Consider the following 17039-nt stretch of genomic DNA (forward strand, 5'->3'; position numbering starts at 1 on the left):
GTGATACCTCACAAGAGACACTGCGAGGGATCATGATGACGTTCGCCCGGGTGTACCAGATGCCGCCCCGCGTGGCGGCCGGCGCCTTCTTCCTGAGTTCGGGCCTGTCCAAGACCAGGGCCGACCGGGAGACCGCGCAGGGCGTGCACGGAATGGCCGCCGGCACGTATCCGTTCCTGCGCAAGCTCGATCCCGAGGCCTTCACCCGGCTGCTGTCGAAGGCGGAGATCGCGATGGGGGTGGCGCTGCTCGTCCCCGCGGTGCCGTCGCTGCTGGCGGGCGCCGCCCTGACCGGGTTCGCGGGCGGGCTGCTCGGCCTCTACCTCAAGACGCCGGGCATGCGGGAGGAGGGCAGCCTCCGGCCGTCTCAGCAGGGAATCCCGCTGGCCAAGGACGCCTGGCTGCTGGGCATCGGGCTCGGGCTGGTGCTGGACGAGCTGCCCACGCGCTCCGCGAGCTGTAGCCGCCGGCCGCGCGACGCGCGGCCGGCGTGCCGACACCTCAGGGGACGATGTTGACCAGCTTGGGCACGCGCACGATGACCTTGCGCGGCTCGCCCGAGAGGTAGGGCTTGACCTTGTCCGACGCCAGGGCCAGCGCCCGCAGGTCGTCCTCGGCGACGGAGGGCGACACCTCCAGGCGGTCGCGGACCTTGCCGGCCACCTGGACGACGCAGGTCACCGAGTCCTGCACCAGCAGGGCCGGATCGGCGACCGGCCAGCCGGCGTGCGCCACCGTGCCCGTGCGGCCCAGCCGCTCCCAGCCCTCCTCGGCCGTGTAGGGGGCGACCAGCGACAGCATGACGGCCAGCGTCTCGGCGGCCTCGCGCACGGCGGGGTCGGCGGCGCCGGGCCCGGAGTCGATGGCCTTGCGCGCGGCCGAGGTCAGCTCCATCATGCGCGCCACCGCGACGTTGAAGCGGTGGGAGTCGACCAGCCGGGTGACCTCGTCGATCGTGCGGTGGGTGAACTTGCGCAGCTCCAGGTCACCGCCGTCGAACGGGACGCCGGGCGCGCTGCTCACCTCGTCCATCACCCGGAAGGCGCGGGCCAGGAACTTCTGCGAGGCGGCCGGCGAGACGTCGGCCCAGTCGATGTCGTCCTCCGGCGGCCCGGCGAAGACCATGGTCAGCCGGACCGCGTCGACGCCGTAGGCGTCGATCTGCTGGCCCAGGTCGACGCCGTTGCCCAGGGACTTGGACATCGCCTTGCCGCCGTTGATCACCTGGCCCTGGTTGAGCAGGCGCAGGAACGGCTCGGTGAAGTCGACCATGCCCATGTCGTGCAGGACCTTGGTGAAGAACCGGGAGTACAGCAGGTGCAGCACCGCGTGCTCGACGCCGCCGACGTACTGGTCGATCGGGCCCCACTTGCGGACCTGCTCGACGTCGAACGGGCCGTCGGTGTAGCCGGGCGAGCAGTAGCGCAGGAAGTACCAGGACGAGTCGACGAAGGTGTCCATCGTGTCGGTGTCGCGCATGGCGGGACCACCGCACTTGGGGCACTCGACGTTGACCCAGTCGGTCGCGCTGGCCAGCGGGGAGACGCCCTTGGGCGACAGCGCCTCGCCGCGCAGGTCGGGCAGCGTGACGGGCAGCTGGTCGTCGGGGACGGGGACCTCGCCGCAGTCGACGCAGTGGATGATCGGGATCGGCGTGCCCCAGAACCGCTGGCGAGACAGCAGCCAGTCGCGCAGCCGGAAGTTGACCGAGGCGGTGCCCTTGCCACCGGTCCGCAGGACCTCGATGATCCTGCGGATGGCCTCGACCTTGGTCAGCCCGTCGAGCGGGCCGGAGTTGACCAGGGTGCCCTCACCGGGCGTGGCCTCGCCGGTCTCGCCCGGGTCGGCCAGGCCGGTGTGCACGACCACCTTGACCGGCAGCCCGAACTTCAGCGCGAAGTCGAGGTCGCGCTGGTCGTGGGCGGGCACCGCCATGATCGCGCCGTGGCCGTAGTCGGACAGCACGTAGTCGGCGGCCCAGACCGGGATGCGCTCGCCGTTGACCGGGTTGATCGCGTGGCGGCCCAGGAAGACGCCGGTCTTCTCCTTGTCGGTGGACAGCCGCTCGATGTCGCTCAGCTTGGCGACCTCGGCGCGGTAGGCCTCGAACGCCTCGCGGTGCTCGTCGGTGACGATCTCGTCGGCCAGCGGCGCGTCGACGGCCACCACGAAGAACGTCGCGCCGAACAGGGTGTCGGGCCGCGTGGTGTAGACGTGGACCGGCTCCTCGCGCCCCTCGATCTCGAAGAGCACGTCGGCGCCCTCGGAGCGCCCGATCCAGTTGCGCTGCATGGTCAGCACGCGCTCGGGCCAGCCGCCCTCCAGCTCCCGCATGTCGTCCAGCAGCCGCTGCGCGTAGTCAGTGATCTTGAAGTACCACTGCGTCAGCTCACGGCGGATGACGTCGGCGCCGCAGCGCTCGCACTTGCCGGCCACGACCTGCTCGTTGGCCAGCACCGTCTGGTCGTTGGGGCACCAGTTGACCAGGCCGCCCTTGCGGTAGGCCAGGCCGCGCTCGAAGAACCGGTTGAACAGCCACTGGTTCCACCGGTAGTAGTCGGCGTCGCTGGTGTGCAGGCGGCGCGACCAGTCGAAGGAGATCGCGTAGCGCCTGAAGGAGTGGGCCTGGGTCTCGATGTTGGCGTAGGTCCACTCGGCCGGGTGGGCGTTGCGCTTGATGGCGGCGTTCTCGGCGGGCAGGCCGAAGGAGTCCCAGCCGATGGGGTGCAGCACGTTGTAGCCGCGCTGGACCCAGTAGCGCGCGACGACGTCGCCGATCGCGAAGACCTCGCCGTGGCCCATGTGGAGGTCGCCGGAGGGGTAGGGGAACATGTCGAGCATGTAGCGCCGCTCCCGGGGGTCGGCGGGGTCCTCACCCGCCCGGAACGGGTCCAGCTCCTCCCATCGCTGCCGCCACTTGGCCTGCAGCGCCTGCGGATCGTACTCACTCACGGCGATTGTCCTTCTGGCTCGACTCGGACCCATAAGAAAACCCCTCGTGCGCAGGACGAGGGGCAGCCGCGACGGCGAGACCTCAGGGCCGTCGCGGCCCGCTAAGAAGCAGGGTCGCGGCACGCATAGGTCAAGCCTAGCGCACCTCTTCAGGGGATTGCCGATACTCGACGCGGGCGCACCGGCACAATAGACACTTCAGGTCACGCGATACCCGATGGTGATCTATCCGTTGTGACCTCATATGTCCCATTAGATTACCCTCGACCCCGTGAGACCTCGGGCGGAGTTCGACGGATCCGCGGCCGGCCTGCCCATGCAGGACCCGCCGACGGATCCCTATGGCTTCGCTCGTTTCGCTGCGGAACGCGCTGAGTCTCCTGGAAAATCCCATGAGATCATGCGCCATGCGCCAAACGAGGACATAACACCACCAGGAGGTACGGGAGCCATGGCAACGGAGCATTCCGGAGCACCGCACCCCCCACCGTCCTGGCCCGAGGTGCCTCCGCGGGAGGCCCCCCGGCGCGAGGTTCCCACGTCCTGGCCCGAGAGTGGTCGCCAGGACGTTCCCACGTCGTGGCCCGAGTCCCCCTCGCAGCCGTCCTGGCCGGACGTCACGGTGGCGTCCTCCTCGGCCCAGTCCTCGGGCCAGTCCACGGGCCAGTCACCGGCGCAGTCGTCCGGCCCGCCGGCGTCGCACCCCTCCTGGGCGGGCCCGGGCGACGACCCGTCCACCGCGCAGCCGGCTCCCGTGCCGGCCTGGCAGGAGGCCAGGCCGTCGGCGGGCGCGTGGTCCAACCTCAGCTCGCCCGCTCCCTGGCCGGGCGCCGACGCGCAGCCCGGCCCGGCCGCCGCCCCCGCGGACCGCGGCGACCCGATGGACCGCACGGCCGCCCACGGGCCGGCCGGCCGCCCCACGCCTCCGGGCGCGTCCGGCCAGGGCCCCGAGGGCCGGGCCCCCCAGTACGGCGCAGGCCCCGAGGGCTCGCCGCAAGGTCAGTACGGCGCAGGCCCCAACGGCGCCTCGCCGGGCCAGTACGGCCCGAACGCCGCCCAGCAGGACCCCTACCACCCGGGAGCCGCCCCGCAGGGCCAGTACGGCCCGAACGCCGCCCAGCAGGACCCCTACGGTCCGGAGGCGACGCCGCGGGGCCGCTACGACGGCACGCCGCTGGACGACCGCGCCGTGCCCCGCGGCCGGGCGCACCCCGGCGACGAGCACGTGGCCGGCGACCCCGGTTCCGCCCCGCCCGGGGACGGCCAGTTCCCCGGCGACCACGCCCGGCCGGGCGCGAACCTGAGCCGCGACCCGTCCGACCCCGACCGCCCGTTCGTGACGGCCGGGCAGATCAGCGGCTCGCGCACCCCGCCGCCCGAGCGCCAGCAGGAGCTCTGGAACACGGTCTTCGGCGACAACTACGAGGCCATGGGCGAGGCCGAGCAGCTCGACGAGGAGCAGGGCCGGCCCATCTGGATCTACGCGCTCGCGGGGTCCGTGGCGATCGCGCTGGTGGCGGCGCTCGGCTGGGCCTTCCTGGCGGGCCCGCTGGCCGGCGAGGACCCCAAGGCCACCGCCGCCACGCCCACGGGCAAGCCCTCCCCCAGCGTGAGCGCCACCAGACGCGCCACCTCGATCCCGCCGCTGCCGAGGTACCGCGGCAAGGCCGCGCCGGTCATCGGCGTGGTGCAGGACGCCGAGGCCGGGGTCACCGTGCCGCGCCTGGGCGGCACCTGGCAACTCGACCAGCGCCCGACCGTGCAGGGCACGTACGGCTTCGACACCCGCCAGTACGTCCAGACGGGCCCCGGCGTCTACGCCCAGGTCATGACGGGTCCGCTGCCGGAGCGGATGGCCTCGTTCCACACCTCCAAGACCGACCTGGAGCCGGTGATCAAGGCGGTCGTGGTGAACGCGCGCAAGAAGTTCTTCCCGGAGGACAACAAGGTCCGCAAGATCGCCCAGCAGCCGCTGAAGGTCGGCTCGGCCTCCGGCCAGCTCATCGCCTACTCGCTGACCTCGGCCACGCAGCGGGCGACCATCGTCACGGCCGCCGTCAACACCGGCAACGACGTCCCGGCGATCGTCTACATGTCGATCCCGGCCACGGCGAAGGAGCTGCTGCCGGACGTCAACACGGTCGTCCGGCAGCTCAAGGTGACGGCGAACCCGTAGGCGGCTAGAACACGCACTCCATGTGCTTGATGCCGTTGATGAAGCTGCTGTGCAGGCGGTCGGGCCGGCCGCCCTCGATCTGCGGGACGCGCCGCAGCAGCTCGCGGAACATCAGCGTGATCTCGCGGCGGGCCAGGTGGGCGCCCAGGCAGAAGTGCGGTCCCGGCCCGCCGAAGCCGACGTGGGGGTTGGGGTCGCGGGTGATGTCGAACCGGTAGGGGTCGTCGAACACCTCGGGGTCCCGGTTGGCCGCCCAGTAGAACAGCACGACCTTGTGGCCCTCGGGGTACAGGTGGCCGTTCATCTCGAAGTCGCGGGTGACCTTGCGACGCATGAAGTTGACCGGTGAGGCGAGCCGGACGATCTCCTCCACCGCGCGGGGCGCCCGGCCGTCGATGTCCTGCAGCCACAGCGCGCGCTGGTCGGGGTTCCGGGTGAGCAGGCGCAGCCCGTAGGAGATGGCGTTGCGGGTCGTCTCGTTGCCCGCGACCACGAGCAGGATGAAGAACGAGCCGAGCTCCTGCATGGTGAGCCGCTCGCCGTCGATGTTGGCGTTGACCAGCGAGGAGGTCAGGTCGCCGGTCGGGTGCTCGGCGCGGTAGGCGGCCAGGTCCTGCACGAGCTGCTGGAGCTCCATGCCGGCGGTGAGCAGGCGCTCGGCGACGGTGGTCATGTCGCCGCCGGTGTACTCGGGGTCGAAGCCGCCGAGGATGATGTTGGAGCGGTCGAAGACGAACGTGTAGTCGCGCTCCGGGATGCCCATCATGTCGCAGATGATCTTCAGGGGCAGCCGGGCCGCGACGTCGGTGACGAAGTCGACGCCGGGGCCCTTGGCGAGCAGGTCGTCCACGATCTTCGCGGCTGCCGTCTCCACGTCGGCCTCGAACTGCCTGACCATCTTGGGGGTGAAGGCCCGCGAGACGATCCGGCGCAGGCGGGCGTGGCGTGGGTCGTCCATGTTGATCATGGAGCCGAAGTACTCGGCGAACTCCGCGGGCATGTCGGGGATGTTCGTCGCCCCGCCGTCGCCCGAGCAGAAGACCTCGGGGTTGCGGCTGGCCTCGACGATGTCGGCGTGCTTGACCAGCGCGTAGTAGCCGGGCCCCTTGGGGGCGAAGGAGACCTCCATCTCCTCGAAGAAGGCCGGCGTCTCCAGGGCGCGCAGCCGGTCGAACGCCTCCTCCCGCTCGGCCATGGGCCTGGCCCAGAAGTCGCTCTCGGACAGATCGAAGTCGACGGCGCTCATGAGGCCATCATTCGGAGAAGCACCCTTCCGCGTCAATGGCTATGACGTACGCCGTACGTACGCGACGCGAAAATCGCTGGCGTCCGCGCCGGGCCGATCGCTAGGGTGCGGCCATGACGTTCTTCTTCCTGCGTTAGCGACCCGCCGGCGGGCCGAGGACGACCCACCGCCGGCGATGCGGGACGGCCGGCCGCCGTCCCGGGTCGCGACGTGGGAGAAGGACACGTAGGTGCGGATTCCGCTACCTGCGGTGCGCCGCTGGAGGCGGCCCACCGCGTATACGTTTGCCGTGGCCAGGGCCGTGCATGGCATCGAGCCCCTGGTGGCCGCCGAGATCTTGTCGTGGGGCGGTGAGGTGCGGCGGGTGCGCCACCGCGAGGTGTGGTTCGAGGTGACCGCGCCGGGGCCGGAGCTGCTGCGCTTGCGGACTGCCGACGACGTGCTGCTGGCGGCGGCCGTCGTGGACGGGATCGGGCCCGAGCGGGCCTGCCTGCGGCGCCTGGCCGCGGCGGCCCGTGACATCGACGTCGAGGAGCTGGTGAGGCTCCGGCGGGTCGTGGGTGGGGCCGCCGGTCCCGGCGACGCCGGCGGCGGTCCCGGGGCCGGGTTCGAGGTGTCGGCCACGTTCGTGGGACGGCGCCCCTACACCCGCTTCGACATCGAGGACACGGTCGGCGAGGCGCTGGCCGGGCCGCTCGGGCTGCGCTACCACGCGCGCCGCGGCGGCCGGGTGCCCCCGGAGGGGGCGATGGCGTGGCGAGTCACGATCGAGGACGACCTGGCGGTGATCGCCGTACGCGCCGCAGGCCGGCCGCTGCACCGCAGGCCGTACAAGCTGGGGTCGATACGCGGGACGCTGCACCCGCCGCTGGCCGCCGCCATGGCCCGGCTCGCCCTCCCCCCGGACCCCGCCCCACCCCGCCACGTCGGGACGGCCGGACACGCCGTGCCACCGGACGCCGCCGCGCTCCGCCGGGGGGAGCCGGTCACCGTGCTCGACCCGTGCTGCGGGGCCGGGACGACGCTCGTCGAGGCGTACGCGTTCGCGCCGCACGCGCGGCTGCTGGGCGTGGACCTCGACCCCGCCGCGCTGCGCGCGGCCGCCGCCAACGCGGCCCGCGCCCGCACCGGCCCGCTCGCCGGGCACTCCCCCGGAGCGCTCCGCGCCCCCGAACCCCTCGCCGCCCCGCCCGGCGGCGGGGGGTTCCGGTGGGTGCGGGCGGACGCCGGGCGGCTGCCGGTGCCCGATGGCGTGGCCGACCGGGTGCTGGTGAACCCGCCCTGGGGGCGGCAGGTGCCCCCGGCGGGCCGGCTCGCGGCGGACGGCGACCTGCTGCGGCGGGAGGTGAGCCGGGTGCTGGCGGCGGACGGCATGGTCGTGGCCCTGCTCCACGGGTCGCCGCACGAGTGGCGCGGGTTCCGGGTGGAGGAGGCGCTGGAGGTGAGCCTGTCCGGGCGGCGGCCGGTGATCGCGGTGCTCGGCCGGCGGGTCAGGAGGCCGGGCCGAGCCAGTCGAGCACCAGCCGGTTGACCTCCTCGGGCCGTTCGAGGTGCAGGAAGTGTCCCGCGCCGGCCACCTGCTCGGCGCGGGACCCCTCGGGCAGGTGGTCGAGCACGGCCGCGGCCACACCGGGCGCGAGGCAGCCGTCCCGCTCGCCGTGCAGGTAGAGGACCGGTCCGGTGGGCCCGGGAGCCACCTCCGGGTAGCGGCCGGACGGCGGCGTGGTGCCGAGCATGGCGCGGTAGTAGCCGATGGCCGCCGCCAGGTTGGCGGGCCGGCCGATGCTGCGCCGGACGAAGTCGACATCCTGGTGGGCGTCGTAGCCGGGCGACCAGTCACGCCACAGGCTCTCCAGGAAGCCCGGCGCCGACGCGGCCATCTCGGCCAGGGACGTCTGGAACAGGAACACGTAGAACGACCGCTTGAGCTGCTCGTACTCCAGCAGCCCGGGCAGCAGGGCGCCGGCGGGCGGCACGGCCATGGCCACCGCCCGCCGGAAGCGCCCGGCCGTGGCGTACACGGGGAAGGCTCCCCAGTCGTGGCCGACGACGACCGCGTCCTCGTCGCCGCCGAGCTCCTCGTGCAGGGCGAGCACGTCCGACACCAGGGCGGCGCCCTCGTAGGCTCCGTCGGCGGGGATCTCGGTCGGCGCGTACCCGCGGGTGAACGGCGCGACGGCGCGGTAGCCACGCGCGGCCAGTTCGGGCATCAGATGGCGCCAGGTGTGCGCCGTGTCGGGGAAGCCGTGCAGGCACAGGGCCAGCGGCCCCTCCCCTACGGCCAGATACGCGAACTCCACACCATTGGCGTGGATAGTCCTGATCTCCATGGCTGCGTAACCTAGCACCCGGACCTGGCCGGGCATGGGGGATCAGTACGTGTAGCGCAGGTGTTTGATCCCGTTGATGAAGTTGGACAGCAGGTAGTCGGGCTCGCCCACGGTCTTGATGTCCGGCAACCGCCTGTACAGCTCGCGGAACATCACGATCATCTCCCTGCGGGCCAGGTGGGCGCCCAGGCAGTGGTGCGGGCCGGGGGCGCCGAAGCCGACGTGCGGGTTGGGGTCGCGGGTGATGTCGAAGACGTCGGGGTCGGTGAAGACGGACTCGTCGCGGTTGGCCGAGTTGTAGAACAGCAGCACCTTGTCGCCCTTGCGGTAGGTCATGCCGTTCATCTCGTGGTCGCGCGTGACCGTGCGGCGGAACTGGATCACCGGTGTGGAATAGCGGATGATCTCGTCGCAGGCCTTGCCGATGAGCCCCTCGAAGTTGTCCAGCAGCAGGCGGCGCTGGGCGGGATGGTCGGTGAAGAGCTTGAGCCCGTGGGAGATGGCGTTGCGGGTCGTCTCGCTGCCCGCCACCACGAGCAGGATGAAGAACGAGCCGAGCTCCTGGGACGTGAGCCGTTCCTCGCCGTTGACCAGCAGGCTGACCAGGTCACCCGTCGGCCGCTGGCGGCGCTCCTTGCCCAGCCGCATGGCCAGGCGGCTGAGCTGGCGGCCGGCGCGCAACAGCCTGATCAGGCCGCGGGCCGTGTTGAGGCGGCCCATCTCGACGCCGATGCCACTGTACTCGGGGTCGACGTTGCCGAGGATCACGTTGGTCCGGCGCAGCACGTAGTCGTGCTGGTCGGGCGGGATGCCCATCATGTCGCAGATGACGCGCACCGGGAGCCTGGCGGCGACCTGCGTGACGAAGTCCTGCGGCCCCTCCTCGATGGCCCGGTCCACGATCTCGGCGGCGGCCGCGGCCAGGTCGCTCTCCATCTTGGCCAGGACGCGCGGGGTGAACGCCCGTGAGACGATCCGGCGCAGCCTGGCGTGCTTCGGGTCGTCCATATTGATCATGGAGCCGAAGTAGACGGCGAGCCAGCGCGGCATGTCGGGGATGCTGTTGGCGCACGGCTCACTGCTGAAGACCTCGGCGTCGCGGCTGGCCTCCAGCACGTCGGCGTGCCGGACGAGCGCGTAGTAGCCGGGGCCGGCCTTGATGAACGGCACGGTCTGCTCCGGCATGAACACCGGCCGGTCGAGCCGCCTCAGCCTCCGGAAGGCCTCCATCCGCGCGGCTTGCGGCAGCCCCCAGAAGTCGAGCTGCGACATCTCCAGGTCGGCGTAGAGCGTCATGCGTACCAGCCTTGTGCGAGTGATTCAGTTGCGTCAAGGGCGCTCACGCCCCCCGCCGGGGGCCAGGATCAGGTCCGCCCCCTTCTCCCCGATCATGATGGCAGGTGCGTGGGTGTGCCCGCGATTCGGCGTCGGCATGATGGAGACGTCGACGACCCGCAGCCCCTCGACACCGCGCACCCGCAGCTCGGGGTCCACCACCGACTCCTCGTCCGTGCCCATGCGGCAGGTGCCGACCGGGTGGTAGAGGGTCTCGCCGCGCTCGCGCACCCACTGGGCCAGCTCGTCGTCGCTCTCCTGCCCCTGGTAGGGCGGCATCGGCCCGCCCGCGTACGGCTTCATGGCGGCGGTGGCGAAGATCTGCCTGGCCGTCTTCAGGCCGGCGACCAGCCGCCGGACGTCGGCCTCCCGCGACAGGTAGGCCGGGTCGATCACCACGTCGCGCCCGTTGAGCCCGACCCTGCCGCGGCTCTCCGGCTGCAGCAGGATCACGCCGACGGTCAGGCCGTGGCCGGTCGGCGGCGTGAGCCCGTGGTCGATGAACGGCCCGGGCGCGAAGATCAGCTCGATGTCGGGGGCGGGCTCCCGCGGCGAGGTCCGCACGAACGCGACCGCCTCGCCCACGTTCGTGGTGAGCATGCCGGAGCGCAGCACGATGTAGCGCAGCAGGTTGCCGATCGACTCGGCCTTGGTCAGCGTCACCGGCTGCCGGCACTGGACGAACACCCCCGAGGAGAGGTGATCCTGGAGGTTCTTGCCGACCTCGGGCAGGTCGCGCACGAGCGCGACGCCGGCGTCGCGCAGCTCGTCGGCCGCGCCCACGCCCGAGCGCATGAGCAGGTGGGGCGAGCCGATGGCGCCCGCCGCCAGGATCACCTCGCGCCTGGCCCTGATCTGGGCGCCCCCGCTGTGTTCGATGCCGGTGGCGCGCGTGCCGTCGAAGACCACGCGGTCCACGGTCGCGCCGGTGATCACCGTGAGGTTGGACCGCTTGAGCGCGGGACGCAGGTAGGCGTCGGCGGCGCTCCACCTGCGGCCGCGGTTCTGGTTGACGGGCGTCGGGCTGTAGCCCTCGTTGGAGGGGCCGTTGAGCTCGTCCAGGCGGTGCAGTCCCAGCTCGGCGCAGGCACGCAGGAAGGCGGCCGTGGTGATGTTGGGGCTGCGCAGCTCGGAGACGTACAGCGGGCCGGCCTCGCCGTACACGCCGCCGCGGTTGCTGCCGGCCCGGCGCTCGGCCCGCTTGAAGTACGGCAGGACCTCCTCGTACGACCAGCCGGGCACCGCCCACTGGTCGTAGTCGAGCCGGTGGCCGCGCACCCACATCTGGGCGTTGATGGACGACGAGCCGCCGATCACCCTGCCCCTCGGCCAGTAGAGCTCCCGGCCGGACATCTCGGGCTGCTTGGCCGTGGTGTAGTTCCAGTCGTAGGCGGTCTTGAACAGCTTGGCGAACCCCGCGGGCATGCGGATCTCCAGCTTGTCGTCGCGACCGCCCGCCTCGACCAGCGCCACCGACACCCCCGGATCGGCCGACAACCGGTTGGCCAGCACGCAGCCGGCCGACCCCGCGCCGACGATCACGTAGTCGTACTCCATGACTCCTCCAGGGATGAGCGACGTGGTACCTGCTTACTCCAGGCGGACAGGCTCGTCCATAACCGTGTGTGGCCCTCGTCACCTACTGGCCGGTAGGGTGCGCTGCGAGGATAGCGCGCAAGCCGCGAAGAGGGAGGAAGGCGTCCATGCTCAACCTGTCTGTCGTCCTGGAGGACAGCGCCCGCAACAACCCCGACGGCACGGCCGTGGTCTTCGGCGACATGCGACTGCCGTATTCCATGATCGACACGGTGGCGTCCCAGGTGGCCAACCTGCTCGTCTCGCGCGGCATCGGCAAGGGCGACAAGGTCGCGCTGGCCTGCCCCAACCTGCCGTACTTCCCCTTCGTCTACTACGGCATCCTCAAGGCCGGGGCGACGGTCGTCCCGCTGAACGTGCTGCTGCAGAGCCGGGAGATCGCCTACCACCTCGACGACTGCGAGGCCAAGGCGCTGTTCTGCTTCGAGGGCACGCCGGAGCTGCCGCTGGGCGAGCGGGGCCGGGCGGGCTTCGAGGCGGCCGAGGGCTGCGAGCACTTCTTCGTGCTGCCGGCCACGCCGCTGGCCACCGAGTCGGTGCACGGCGAGTCGATCTGGGCGGCGCTCGGCGGGATGCCGGCGGAGTTCGAGACGGTGCAGACCTCGGGCGACGACACCGCGGTGATCCTCTACACCTCCGGCACCACCGGACAGCCGAAGGGCGCCGAGCTGAGCCACCAGAACATGCTGATGAACGTCGTGGTCTGCGATGAGATGTTCCCGTCGGCAGCCGACGGCGACGTGTTCATGGCAGTGCTGCCGCTGTTCCACTCCTTCGGGCAGACGGTCATCATGAACACCGGCTTCCGCCGGGGCGCCGCCGTCGTGCTGATGCCGCGCTTCGAGCCCGGTGACGCCCTCGCGCTGATGCGCCGGGAGGGCGTCACGTTCTTCGCCGGGGTGCCGACCATGTACTGGGGCCTGCTGACGAAGATCCACGCCGAGGGCGCCGAGGTGCCGGACACGCTGAAAGTGGCGGTGGCCGGCGGCGCGTCCTCGCCGGTGGAGGTGCTCAGGGACTTCGAGCGCACCTTCGGCATCGGCATCCTGGAGGGGTACGGCCTGTCGGAGACCTCGCCGGTGGCCAGCTTCAACCAGCCGGGCCGGCCCACCAAGCCCGGCACGATCGGCACGCCCATCTGGGGCGTGGAGATGAAGCTGATCGACGGCGACTGGAAGACGGTCGAGGGCGAGGGGCCGGGCGAGATCGCGATCCGCGGCCACAACATCATGAAGGGCTACTACAACCGGCCCGAGGCCACAGCGGAGGTCATGCACGACGGCTGGTTCCGCACCGGCGACATCGCGACCCGCGACGCCGACGGCTACTACGCGATCATCGACCGGGCCAAGGACATGATCATCCGTGGTGGCTTCAACGTCTACCCGCGGGAGTTGGAGGAGGTGCTGATGACGCACGAGGCCGTCTCCCTCGCCGCCGTCGTGGGCGTGCCGCACGACTCCCACGGCGAGGAGGTCAAGGCCTACGTCATCCGCACCCCCGGCTCGGCGATCACCGAGGAGGAGCTGATCGCCTGGTGCCGGGAGAACATGGCGGCCTACAAGTATCCGCGGATCGTGGAGTTCCGCGACGCGCTGCCGATGACCGCCACCGGCAAGATCCTCAAGCGCGAGCTGCGCTAGCGCCGGGGGCGGCGCCCAGGGGCCTGCTGGCGGGCAGGAGCCGGAAGGAGACGGCCTCCATCAGGCTCCTGCGCTTGGTGTTGTGGAAGGCGGCGATGCGCCAGCGGCCGTCGGCCTCGCGGACGAGCGTGTAGGTCTGCACCTTGCCCAGCTCGCGGGGCCGCTTCTTGGCCACCTCTCCCCTGCCCACCACGACGGCCGCGTCGGGGCCGAGGAAGCGGATCTCGTCGATCTGCTCGTACATGCGGGTGCCCTTGAGGAACGCGCCGAACAGCGCCTGGTGCCCGGCGGCGATGTCGGCCCGGCCGTGGTAGACGGTGCCGACGAAGGTCGTGTAGGTGGCGTCCTCGGTGAAGCAGGCACCGTAGGCGTCGCCGTCGCCGCGGTCCCAGGCGTCGCGCAGGTCGGCGAACAGCTCGCGGACGGCCTTCTCTGCGGGCTGGGTCATGGCCATGAGCAACTCCTCTGATAGCTTCCTCAGAACAGTATCTGCACCGAGGATTTATCTGCACGCTTGCAGATATTAGATTAGAGAAGAGGAATTCCGGATGTCAACGCCGCCGACCGAGGTCTTCCGCCGGTACCTGAGCGCGATGGTGCTCAACAGCCTGGCCACCGCCGAGGCCGCGGGGCTCAACGCCACCGACTACTACGCGCTCAACCTGCTCGACCTGTCCGGCCCGCTGACCTCCGGCGAGCTGGCCGTACGCACAGGGCTGACCACGGGGGCGACCACCCGGCTCATCGACCGGCTGGAGAAGGGCGGGCACGTTCGCCGGGTGCCCGACCCCGTCGACCGCCGCAAGGTGATCGTGGAGACCACCGGGCAGCCGGAGGGCCTGGACGAGGTGCTGGCCGGCACCAGGCGGCGGATCGGCGAGGTGCTGGGGAGCTACTCGGAGGATGAGCTGGCCACGCTGTTCGACTACTTCGGCCGGGCCGCCACGGCCTACCGCGAGGCCACCGACGAGCTGATCAGCGCCCGGCGGGGCTGACGCTCATCCGCCGAGCCGGGCGGCCGGCCACGGCCGTCACCGCGGCTCCGGCGGGCGGTCGCCGCCGGAGCCGTGCGCGGGATCAGGGCCAGTCGCGGGCGGGGCGGAGGGGGACGCCGGCCTGGCCGGCGTCGTCGAGCCTGACGCCGAGCACCTGGTGGAGCTGCACCTTGTTGCGCTCGAAGCCGACGATGCAGCCGGCCATGTAGAGGGCCCACACCCGGGCGGTGCCCATGCCGACCTCCTGGACGGCCTCGGTCCAGTTGGCGTCGAGGTTGTCGCACCAGTGGCGCAGTGTCCGGGCGTAGTGCTGGCGCAGGTTCTCCTGGTGGTGGATCTCGAAGCCGGTGTCCTCCATCTGCCTGATCAGATGGCCGACCGACTCCAGCTCGCCGTCGGGGAAGACGTAGCGGTTGATGAAGCCGCCCTTGTTGAAGGTCTTCTCGGTGCCGGTCGGCCGGGTGATGCAGTGGTTGAGCAGCCGCCCGCCCGGCTTGAGCTTGCCGTAGAGGAACGAGAAGTAGGACGCCAGGTTGTCCTTGCCGATGTGCTCGGTCAGGCCGATGGAGCTGACCGCGTCGAAGCCGGTCTCGGTCACGTCGCGGTAGTCCATGTGGCGGACCTCCGCCAGGTCCTGCAGCCCGGCCTCGGCGATGGCCCGCTGCGCCCACTCGGCCTGCTGCCGGCTGAGGGTCACGCCGAGGACCTTGACGCCGTAGTGGCGGGCCGCGTGCATGGCCATGGCGCCCCAGCCGCAGCCGACGTCGAGCAGGCGCATGCCGGGCTTGAGGCCGAGCTTGCGCGCCACCAGGTCGAACTTGGCGTACTGCGCCTCCTCCAGCGTCGCCCCCTCGGAGGGGTAGACCGCGCAGGTGTAGGCCATGGACGGGCCGAGCACCCACTCGTAGAAGCGGTTGGAGACGTCGTAGTGATGGTGGATGGCCTCGGCGTCACGCTGCTTGGCGTGGCGCGAGCCGAGCCGGGCCAGCGCGCTGCGCCGCACCTCCTGAGGGGGCGGCGGCACCCGCATGAGCAGCGGCTTGAGACCGAGCGACCGGACCGCGGCGAGCTTCCCGGCCGTCGTCAGGTCGTTGGTGGTGATGTTCCACATGCGGTCCAGCAGGGTGTACATGTCGCCGTGGACGTCCATGTGCCCTGCCACGTACGCCCGGGCGAGGCCGAGCTCGCCCGGGGCCTGGGCCAGGTAGGCCACCGCGATGGGGGACTTCACCTCCAGGGTGACGTCCGCCCCGTCGGGCCCCGCCTTGCTGCCGTCGTAGGCCTGGAAGGCGATGTTCGCCTCGGGGCCGACGATCTTCTCGAAGATGGATGCCAGCATCTGCTCACCTTCCCCGCACACACTTGTCGTACAGGTCCAGCAGGCGCCCGTCCGGGTCGTATTCCCGCTTGACCGGCCAATAGGCGTCACCGTTGTAGAGGTGCCAGAACTGCTCGCGGGCGTAGAACGAGGTGGAGTAGAGCGACTTGTGCCCGTCGAGCTCGTGCACGGTGTTCTCGATGAGCCGGTTGTAGTAGCCGTCGAACTGCCCGCGCGGCAGCGGCACCATGCCCCAGAAGCCGAAGTTGACGTACAGCTTGCCCTGCTCCAGCGGGTAGAGCGGCCAGGTGGAGGAGGACCGCAGCGGGCACATCCACACCGGTGTCATCCCGACCTTGTCGTGGAAGAACTCGAGGAACTCGGCCCCCCGCTCGACCGGCGTCTCGACGTCCTGGATGACCGACTCCTGCACCGGCCGGTCGGCCCACCGGTCGAACCGCGCCGTCACCCCGAACCTGCGGTCCAGCGCCACCAGCCTGCGGTAGACGTCGGAGCGCATCCAGCGGCGCGGCATGAGCGAGCGCACCACGGGCTGCTGCACGCCGAAGGCGCGCGAGCACCAGAACCAGTCGGTGTCCCAGCGCCACAGGTAGTCGCGGATCGTCAGCCAGTCGCGCTGGCGCCGCCTGATCGACTGGTAGTAGATCCGCATGCCCGTGTAGTCGGAGACGTAGGGGGCGCGCTCGGCGAAGCGGCCGACCGTGACATACATCTCCTGCGGGCCGAAGAACACGCCGTCGACGAAGTCGACGCGCTCCCCGTCGTGCTCCATCCGCTCGCAGATCTCCTGCATGGCCAGCATGCACTTGCCGGCGTCGGTGAACGGGATGTGGGTGAGCCTGACGTACGGCTGGACCGGCCTGAGCCTGATCTTGATGCGCAGGGCGTAGCCGAGCGTGCCGTAGGAGTTGGGGAAGGCGCGGAACAGGTCGCGGTGCTCGTTGTCGTCGCGGGCCACGACGACGCGCCCGTCGCCGGTGAGGATCTCGAGCTCCTCGACCGACTCGTGCGGCAGGCCGTCCCTGAAGCTGGTGGACTCGATGCCGAGGCCCGTGACGGCCCCGCCCAGGGTGATGGTCTTGAGCTGGGGCACCACGTACGGCATGAGGCCGTGCGGCAGCGTGGCGTCGACGAGGTGCTCGTAGGTCGTCATGCCCTGGACCTCGGCCGTCATCGTCACCGGGTCGACGCTGATGACCTCGTCGAGGTCTCTGGCCGAGAGCTTGGCGGTGCGGCCCGGGTCACGGAACCTGAAGAGGTTGGACGTGGCCTTGGCGAGCCTGGGCGGGGCGCCGCCGGGGATCTCCGCGTAGGACTGGCGGATCTGCTCTACTGCCCGTCGGTGTGTCGACATCGTCGTCGTCACCTCAAGCACCCCCTTGAGCTGGTAGAGATCGTCCGTAAGAAGGTATCTCCCAGGTACGACA

The 17039-nt window shown here is 71.1% G+C and carries 13 protein-coding genes; 5 read left to right on the forward strand and 8 right to left on the reverse strand.

The features are described 5' to 3' along the window. The first annotated feature begins 32 nt into the window (after positions 1-32). Positions 33-518: a hypothetical protein gene (locus tag FHU36_RS30000; protein ID WP_185087113.1), complete on the forward strand. Its 486-nt coding sequence runs from the start codon at positions 33-35 to the stop codon at positions 516-518. On the opposite strand, the gene leuS is transcribed toward FHU36_RS30000, so the two are convergent. Further along, positions 502-2985: a leucine--tRNA ligase gene (leuS, locus tag FHU36_RS30005; RefSeq protein ID WP_185087114.1), complete on the reverse strand. Its 2484-nt coding sequence runs from the start codon at positions 2983-2985 to the stop codon at positions 502-504. The genes FHU36_RS30000 and leuS overlap by 17 nt on opposite strands. Before the next feature lie 589 nt (positions 2986-3574). On the opposite strand from leuS, the gene FHU36_RS30010 reads away from it, so the two are divergent. Beyond that, positions 3575-5128 carry a hypothetical protein gene (locus tag FHU36_RS30010; protein WP_185087115.1) on the forward strand — a complete coding sequence of 518 codons (1554 nt, stop codon included), beginning with the start codon at positions 3575-3577 and terminating at the stop codon, positions 5126-5128. A gap of 4 nt (positions 5129-5132) precedes the next feature. Here FHU36_RS30010 and FHU36_RS30015 read toward each other — a convergent pair whose 3' ends face one another. After that, positions 5133-6374, reverse strand: a complete 1242-nt coding sequence (locus FHU36_RS30015; protein WP_185087116.1) for a cytochrome P450 — start codon at positions 6372-6374, stop codon at positions 5133-5135. Between the two features lie 289 nt (positions 6375-6663). On the opposite strand from FHU36_RS30015, the gene FHU36_RS30020 reads away from it, so the two are divergent. After that, positions 6664-7905, forward strand: coding sequence for a methyltransferase domain-containing protein (locus FHU36_RS30020; protein WP_185087117.1), 1242 nt, complete (start codon positions 6664-6666; stop codon positions 7903-7905). On the opposite strand, the gene FHU36_RS30025 is transcribed toward FHU36_RS30020, so the two are convergent. Genes FHU36_RS30025 through FHU36_RS30035 form a run of 3 tightly spaced genes read right to left on the reverse strand, consistent with a single transcriptional unit; the run spans position 7865 to position 11596 of the window. Next, positions 7865-8704, reverse strand: a complete 840-nt coding sequence (locus FHU36_RS30025; protein ID WP_185087118.1) for an alpha/beta fold hydrolase — start codon at positions 8702-8704, stop codon at positions 7865-7867. The two genes, FHU36_RS30020 and FHU36_RS30025, sit on opposite strands and share 41 nt — an antisense overlap. Before the next feature lie 42 nt (positions 8705-8746). Beyond that, complete coding sequence (locus FHU36_RS30030) at positions 8747-10000, reverse strand: cytochrome P450 (RefSeq protein ID WP_185087119.1); 1254 nt, start codon at positions 9998-10000, stop codon at positions 8747-8749. A gap of 33 nt (positions 10001-10033) precedes the next feature. Further along, a complete protein-coding gene (locus tag FHU36_RS30035) occupies positions 10034-11596 on the reverse strand; it encodes a GMC family oxidoreductase (protein WP_185087120.1) in 1563 nt (520 codons plus the stop codon). Between the two features lie 146 nt (positions 11597-11742). Between FHU36_RS30035 and FHU36_RS30040 the strand changes: the two genes are divergently transcribed. Further along, positions 11743-13278 carry a long-chain-fatty-acid--CoA ligase gene (locus tag FHU36_RS30040; RefSeq protein ID WP_185087121.1) on the forward strand — a complete coding sequence of 512 codons (1536 nt, stop codon included), beginning with the start codon at positions 11743-11745 and terminating at the stop codon, positions 13276-13278. Here the strand turns inward: FHU36_RS30040 and FHU36_RS30045 are convergent. Then, positions 13259-13732, reverse strand: coding sequence for an SgcJ/EcaC family oxidoreductase (locus FHU36_RS30045; RefSeq protein WP_221496623.1), 474 nt, complete (start codon positions 13730-13732; stop codon positions 13259-13261). The genes FHU36_RS30040 and FHU36_RS30045 overlap by 20 nt on opposite strands. A gap of 94 nt (positions 13733-13826) precedes the next feature. On the opposite strand from FHU36_RS30045, the gene FHU36_RS30050 reads away from it, so the two are divergent. Continuing rightward, positions 13827-14273: a MarR family winged helix-turn-helix transcriptional regulator gene (locus FHU36_RS30050; RefSeq protein ID WP_185087122.1), complete on the forward strand. Its 447-nt coding sequence runs from the start codon at positions 13827-13829 to the stop codon at positions 14271-14273. Between the two features lie 82 nt (positions 14274-14355). Here FHU36_RS30050 and FHU36_RS30055 read toward each other — a convergent pair whose 3' ends face one another. Further along, positions 14356-15612: an SAM-dependent methyltransferase gene (locus FHU36_RS30055; protein WP_185087123.1), complete on the reverse strand. Its 1257-nt coding sequence runs from the start codon at positions 15610-15612 to the stop codon at positions 14356-14358. Between the two features lie 4 nt (positions 15613-15616). Then, positions 15617-16966: an FAD-binding oxidoreductase gene (locus tag FHU36_RS30060; RefSeq protein ID WP_185087124.1), complete on the reverse strand. Its 1350-nt coding sequence runs from the start codon at positions 16964-16966 to the stop codon at positions 15617-15619. Positions 16967-17039 lie beyond the last annotated feature (73 nt).

It is taken from the genome of Nonomuraea muscovyensis, from assembly GCF_014207745.1.
Lineage (GTDB): Bacteria > Actinomycetota > Actinomycetes > Streptosporangiales > Streptosporangiaceae > Nonomuraea > Nonomuraea muscovyensis.

What these genes read in the sequence shown, in the direction of transcription:
- FHU36_RS30000 (WP_185087113.1), top strand. Translation starts at nt 33, where the DNA reads ATGATGACGTTCGCCCGGGTGTACCAGATGCCGCCCCGCGTGGCGGCC.
- leuS (WP_185087114.1), bottom strand. Translation starts at nt 2,985, where the DNA reads ATGGGTCCGAGTCGAGCCAGAAGGACAATCGCCGTGAGTGAGTACGAT.
- FHU36_RS30015 (WP_185087116.1), bottom strand. Translation starts at nt 6,374, where the DNA reads ATGAGCGCCGTCGACTTCGATCTGTCCGAGAGCGACTTCTGGGCCAGG.
- FHU36_RS30025 (WP_185087118.1), bottom strand. Translation starts at nt 8,704, where the DNA reads ATGGAGATCAGGACTATCCACGCCAATGGTGTGGAGTTCGCGTATCTG.
- FHU36_RS30030 (WP_185087119.1), bottom strand. Translation starts at nt 10,000, where the DNA reads ATGACGCTCTACGCCGACCTGGAGATGTCGCAGCTCGACTTCTGGGGG.
- FHU36_RS30035 (WP_185087120.1), bottom strand. Translation starts at nt 11,596, where the DNA reads ATGGAGTACGACTACGTGATCGTCGGCGCGGGGTCGGCCGGCTGCGTG.
- FHU36_RS30040 (WP_185087121.1), top strand. Translation starts at nt 11,743, where the DNA reads ATGCTCAACCTGTCTGTCGTCCTGGAGGACAGCGCCCGCAACAACCCC.
- FHU36_RS30045 (WP_221496623.1), bottom strand. Translation starts at nt 13,732, where the DNA reads ATGGCCATGACCCAGCCCGCAGAGAAGGCCGTCCGCGAGCTGTTCGCC.
- FHU36_RS30050 (WP_185087122.1), top strand. Translation starts at nt 13,827, where the DNA reads ATGTCAACGCCGCCGACCGAGGTCTTCCGCCGGTACCTGAGCGCGATG.
- FHU36_RS30055 (WP_185087123.1), bottom strand. Translation starts at nt 15,612, where the DNA reads ATGCTGGCATCCATCTTCGAGAAGATCGTCGGCCCCGAGGCGAACATC.
- FHU36_RS30060 (WP_185087124.1), bottom strand. Translation starts at nt 16,966, where the DNA reads ATGTCGACACACCGACGGGCAGTAGAGCAGATCCGCCAGTCCTACGCG.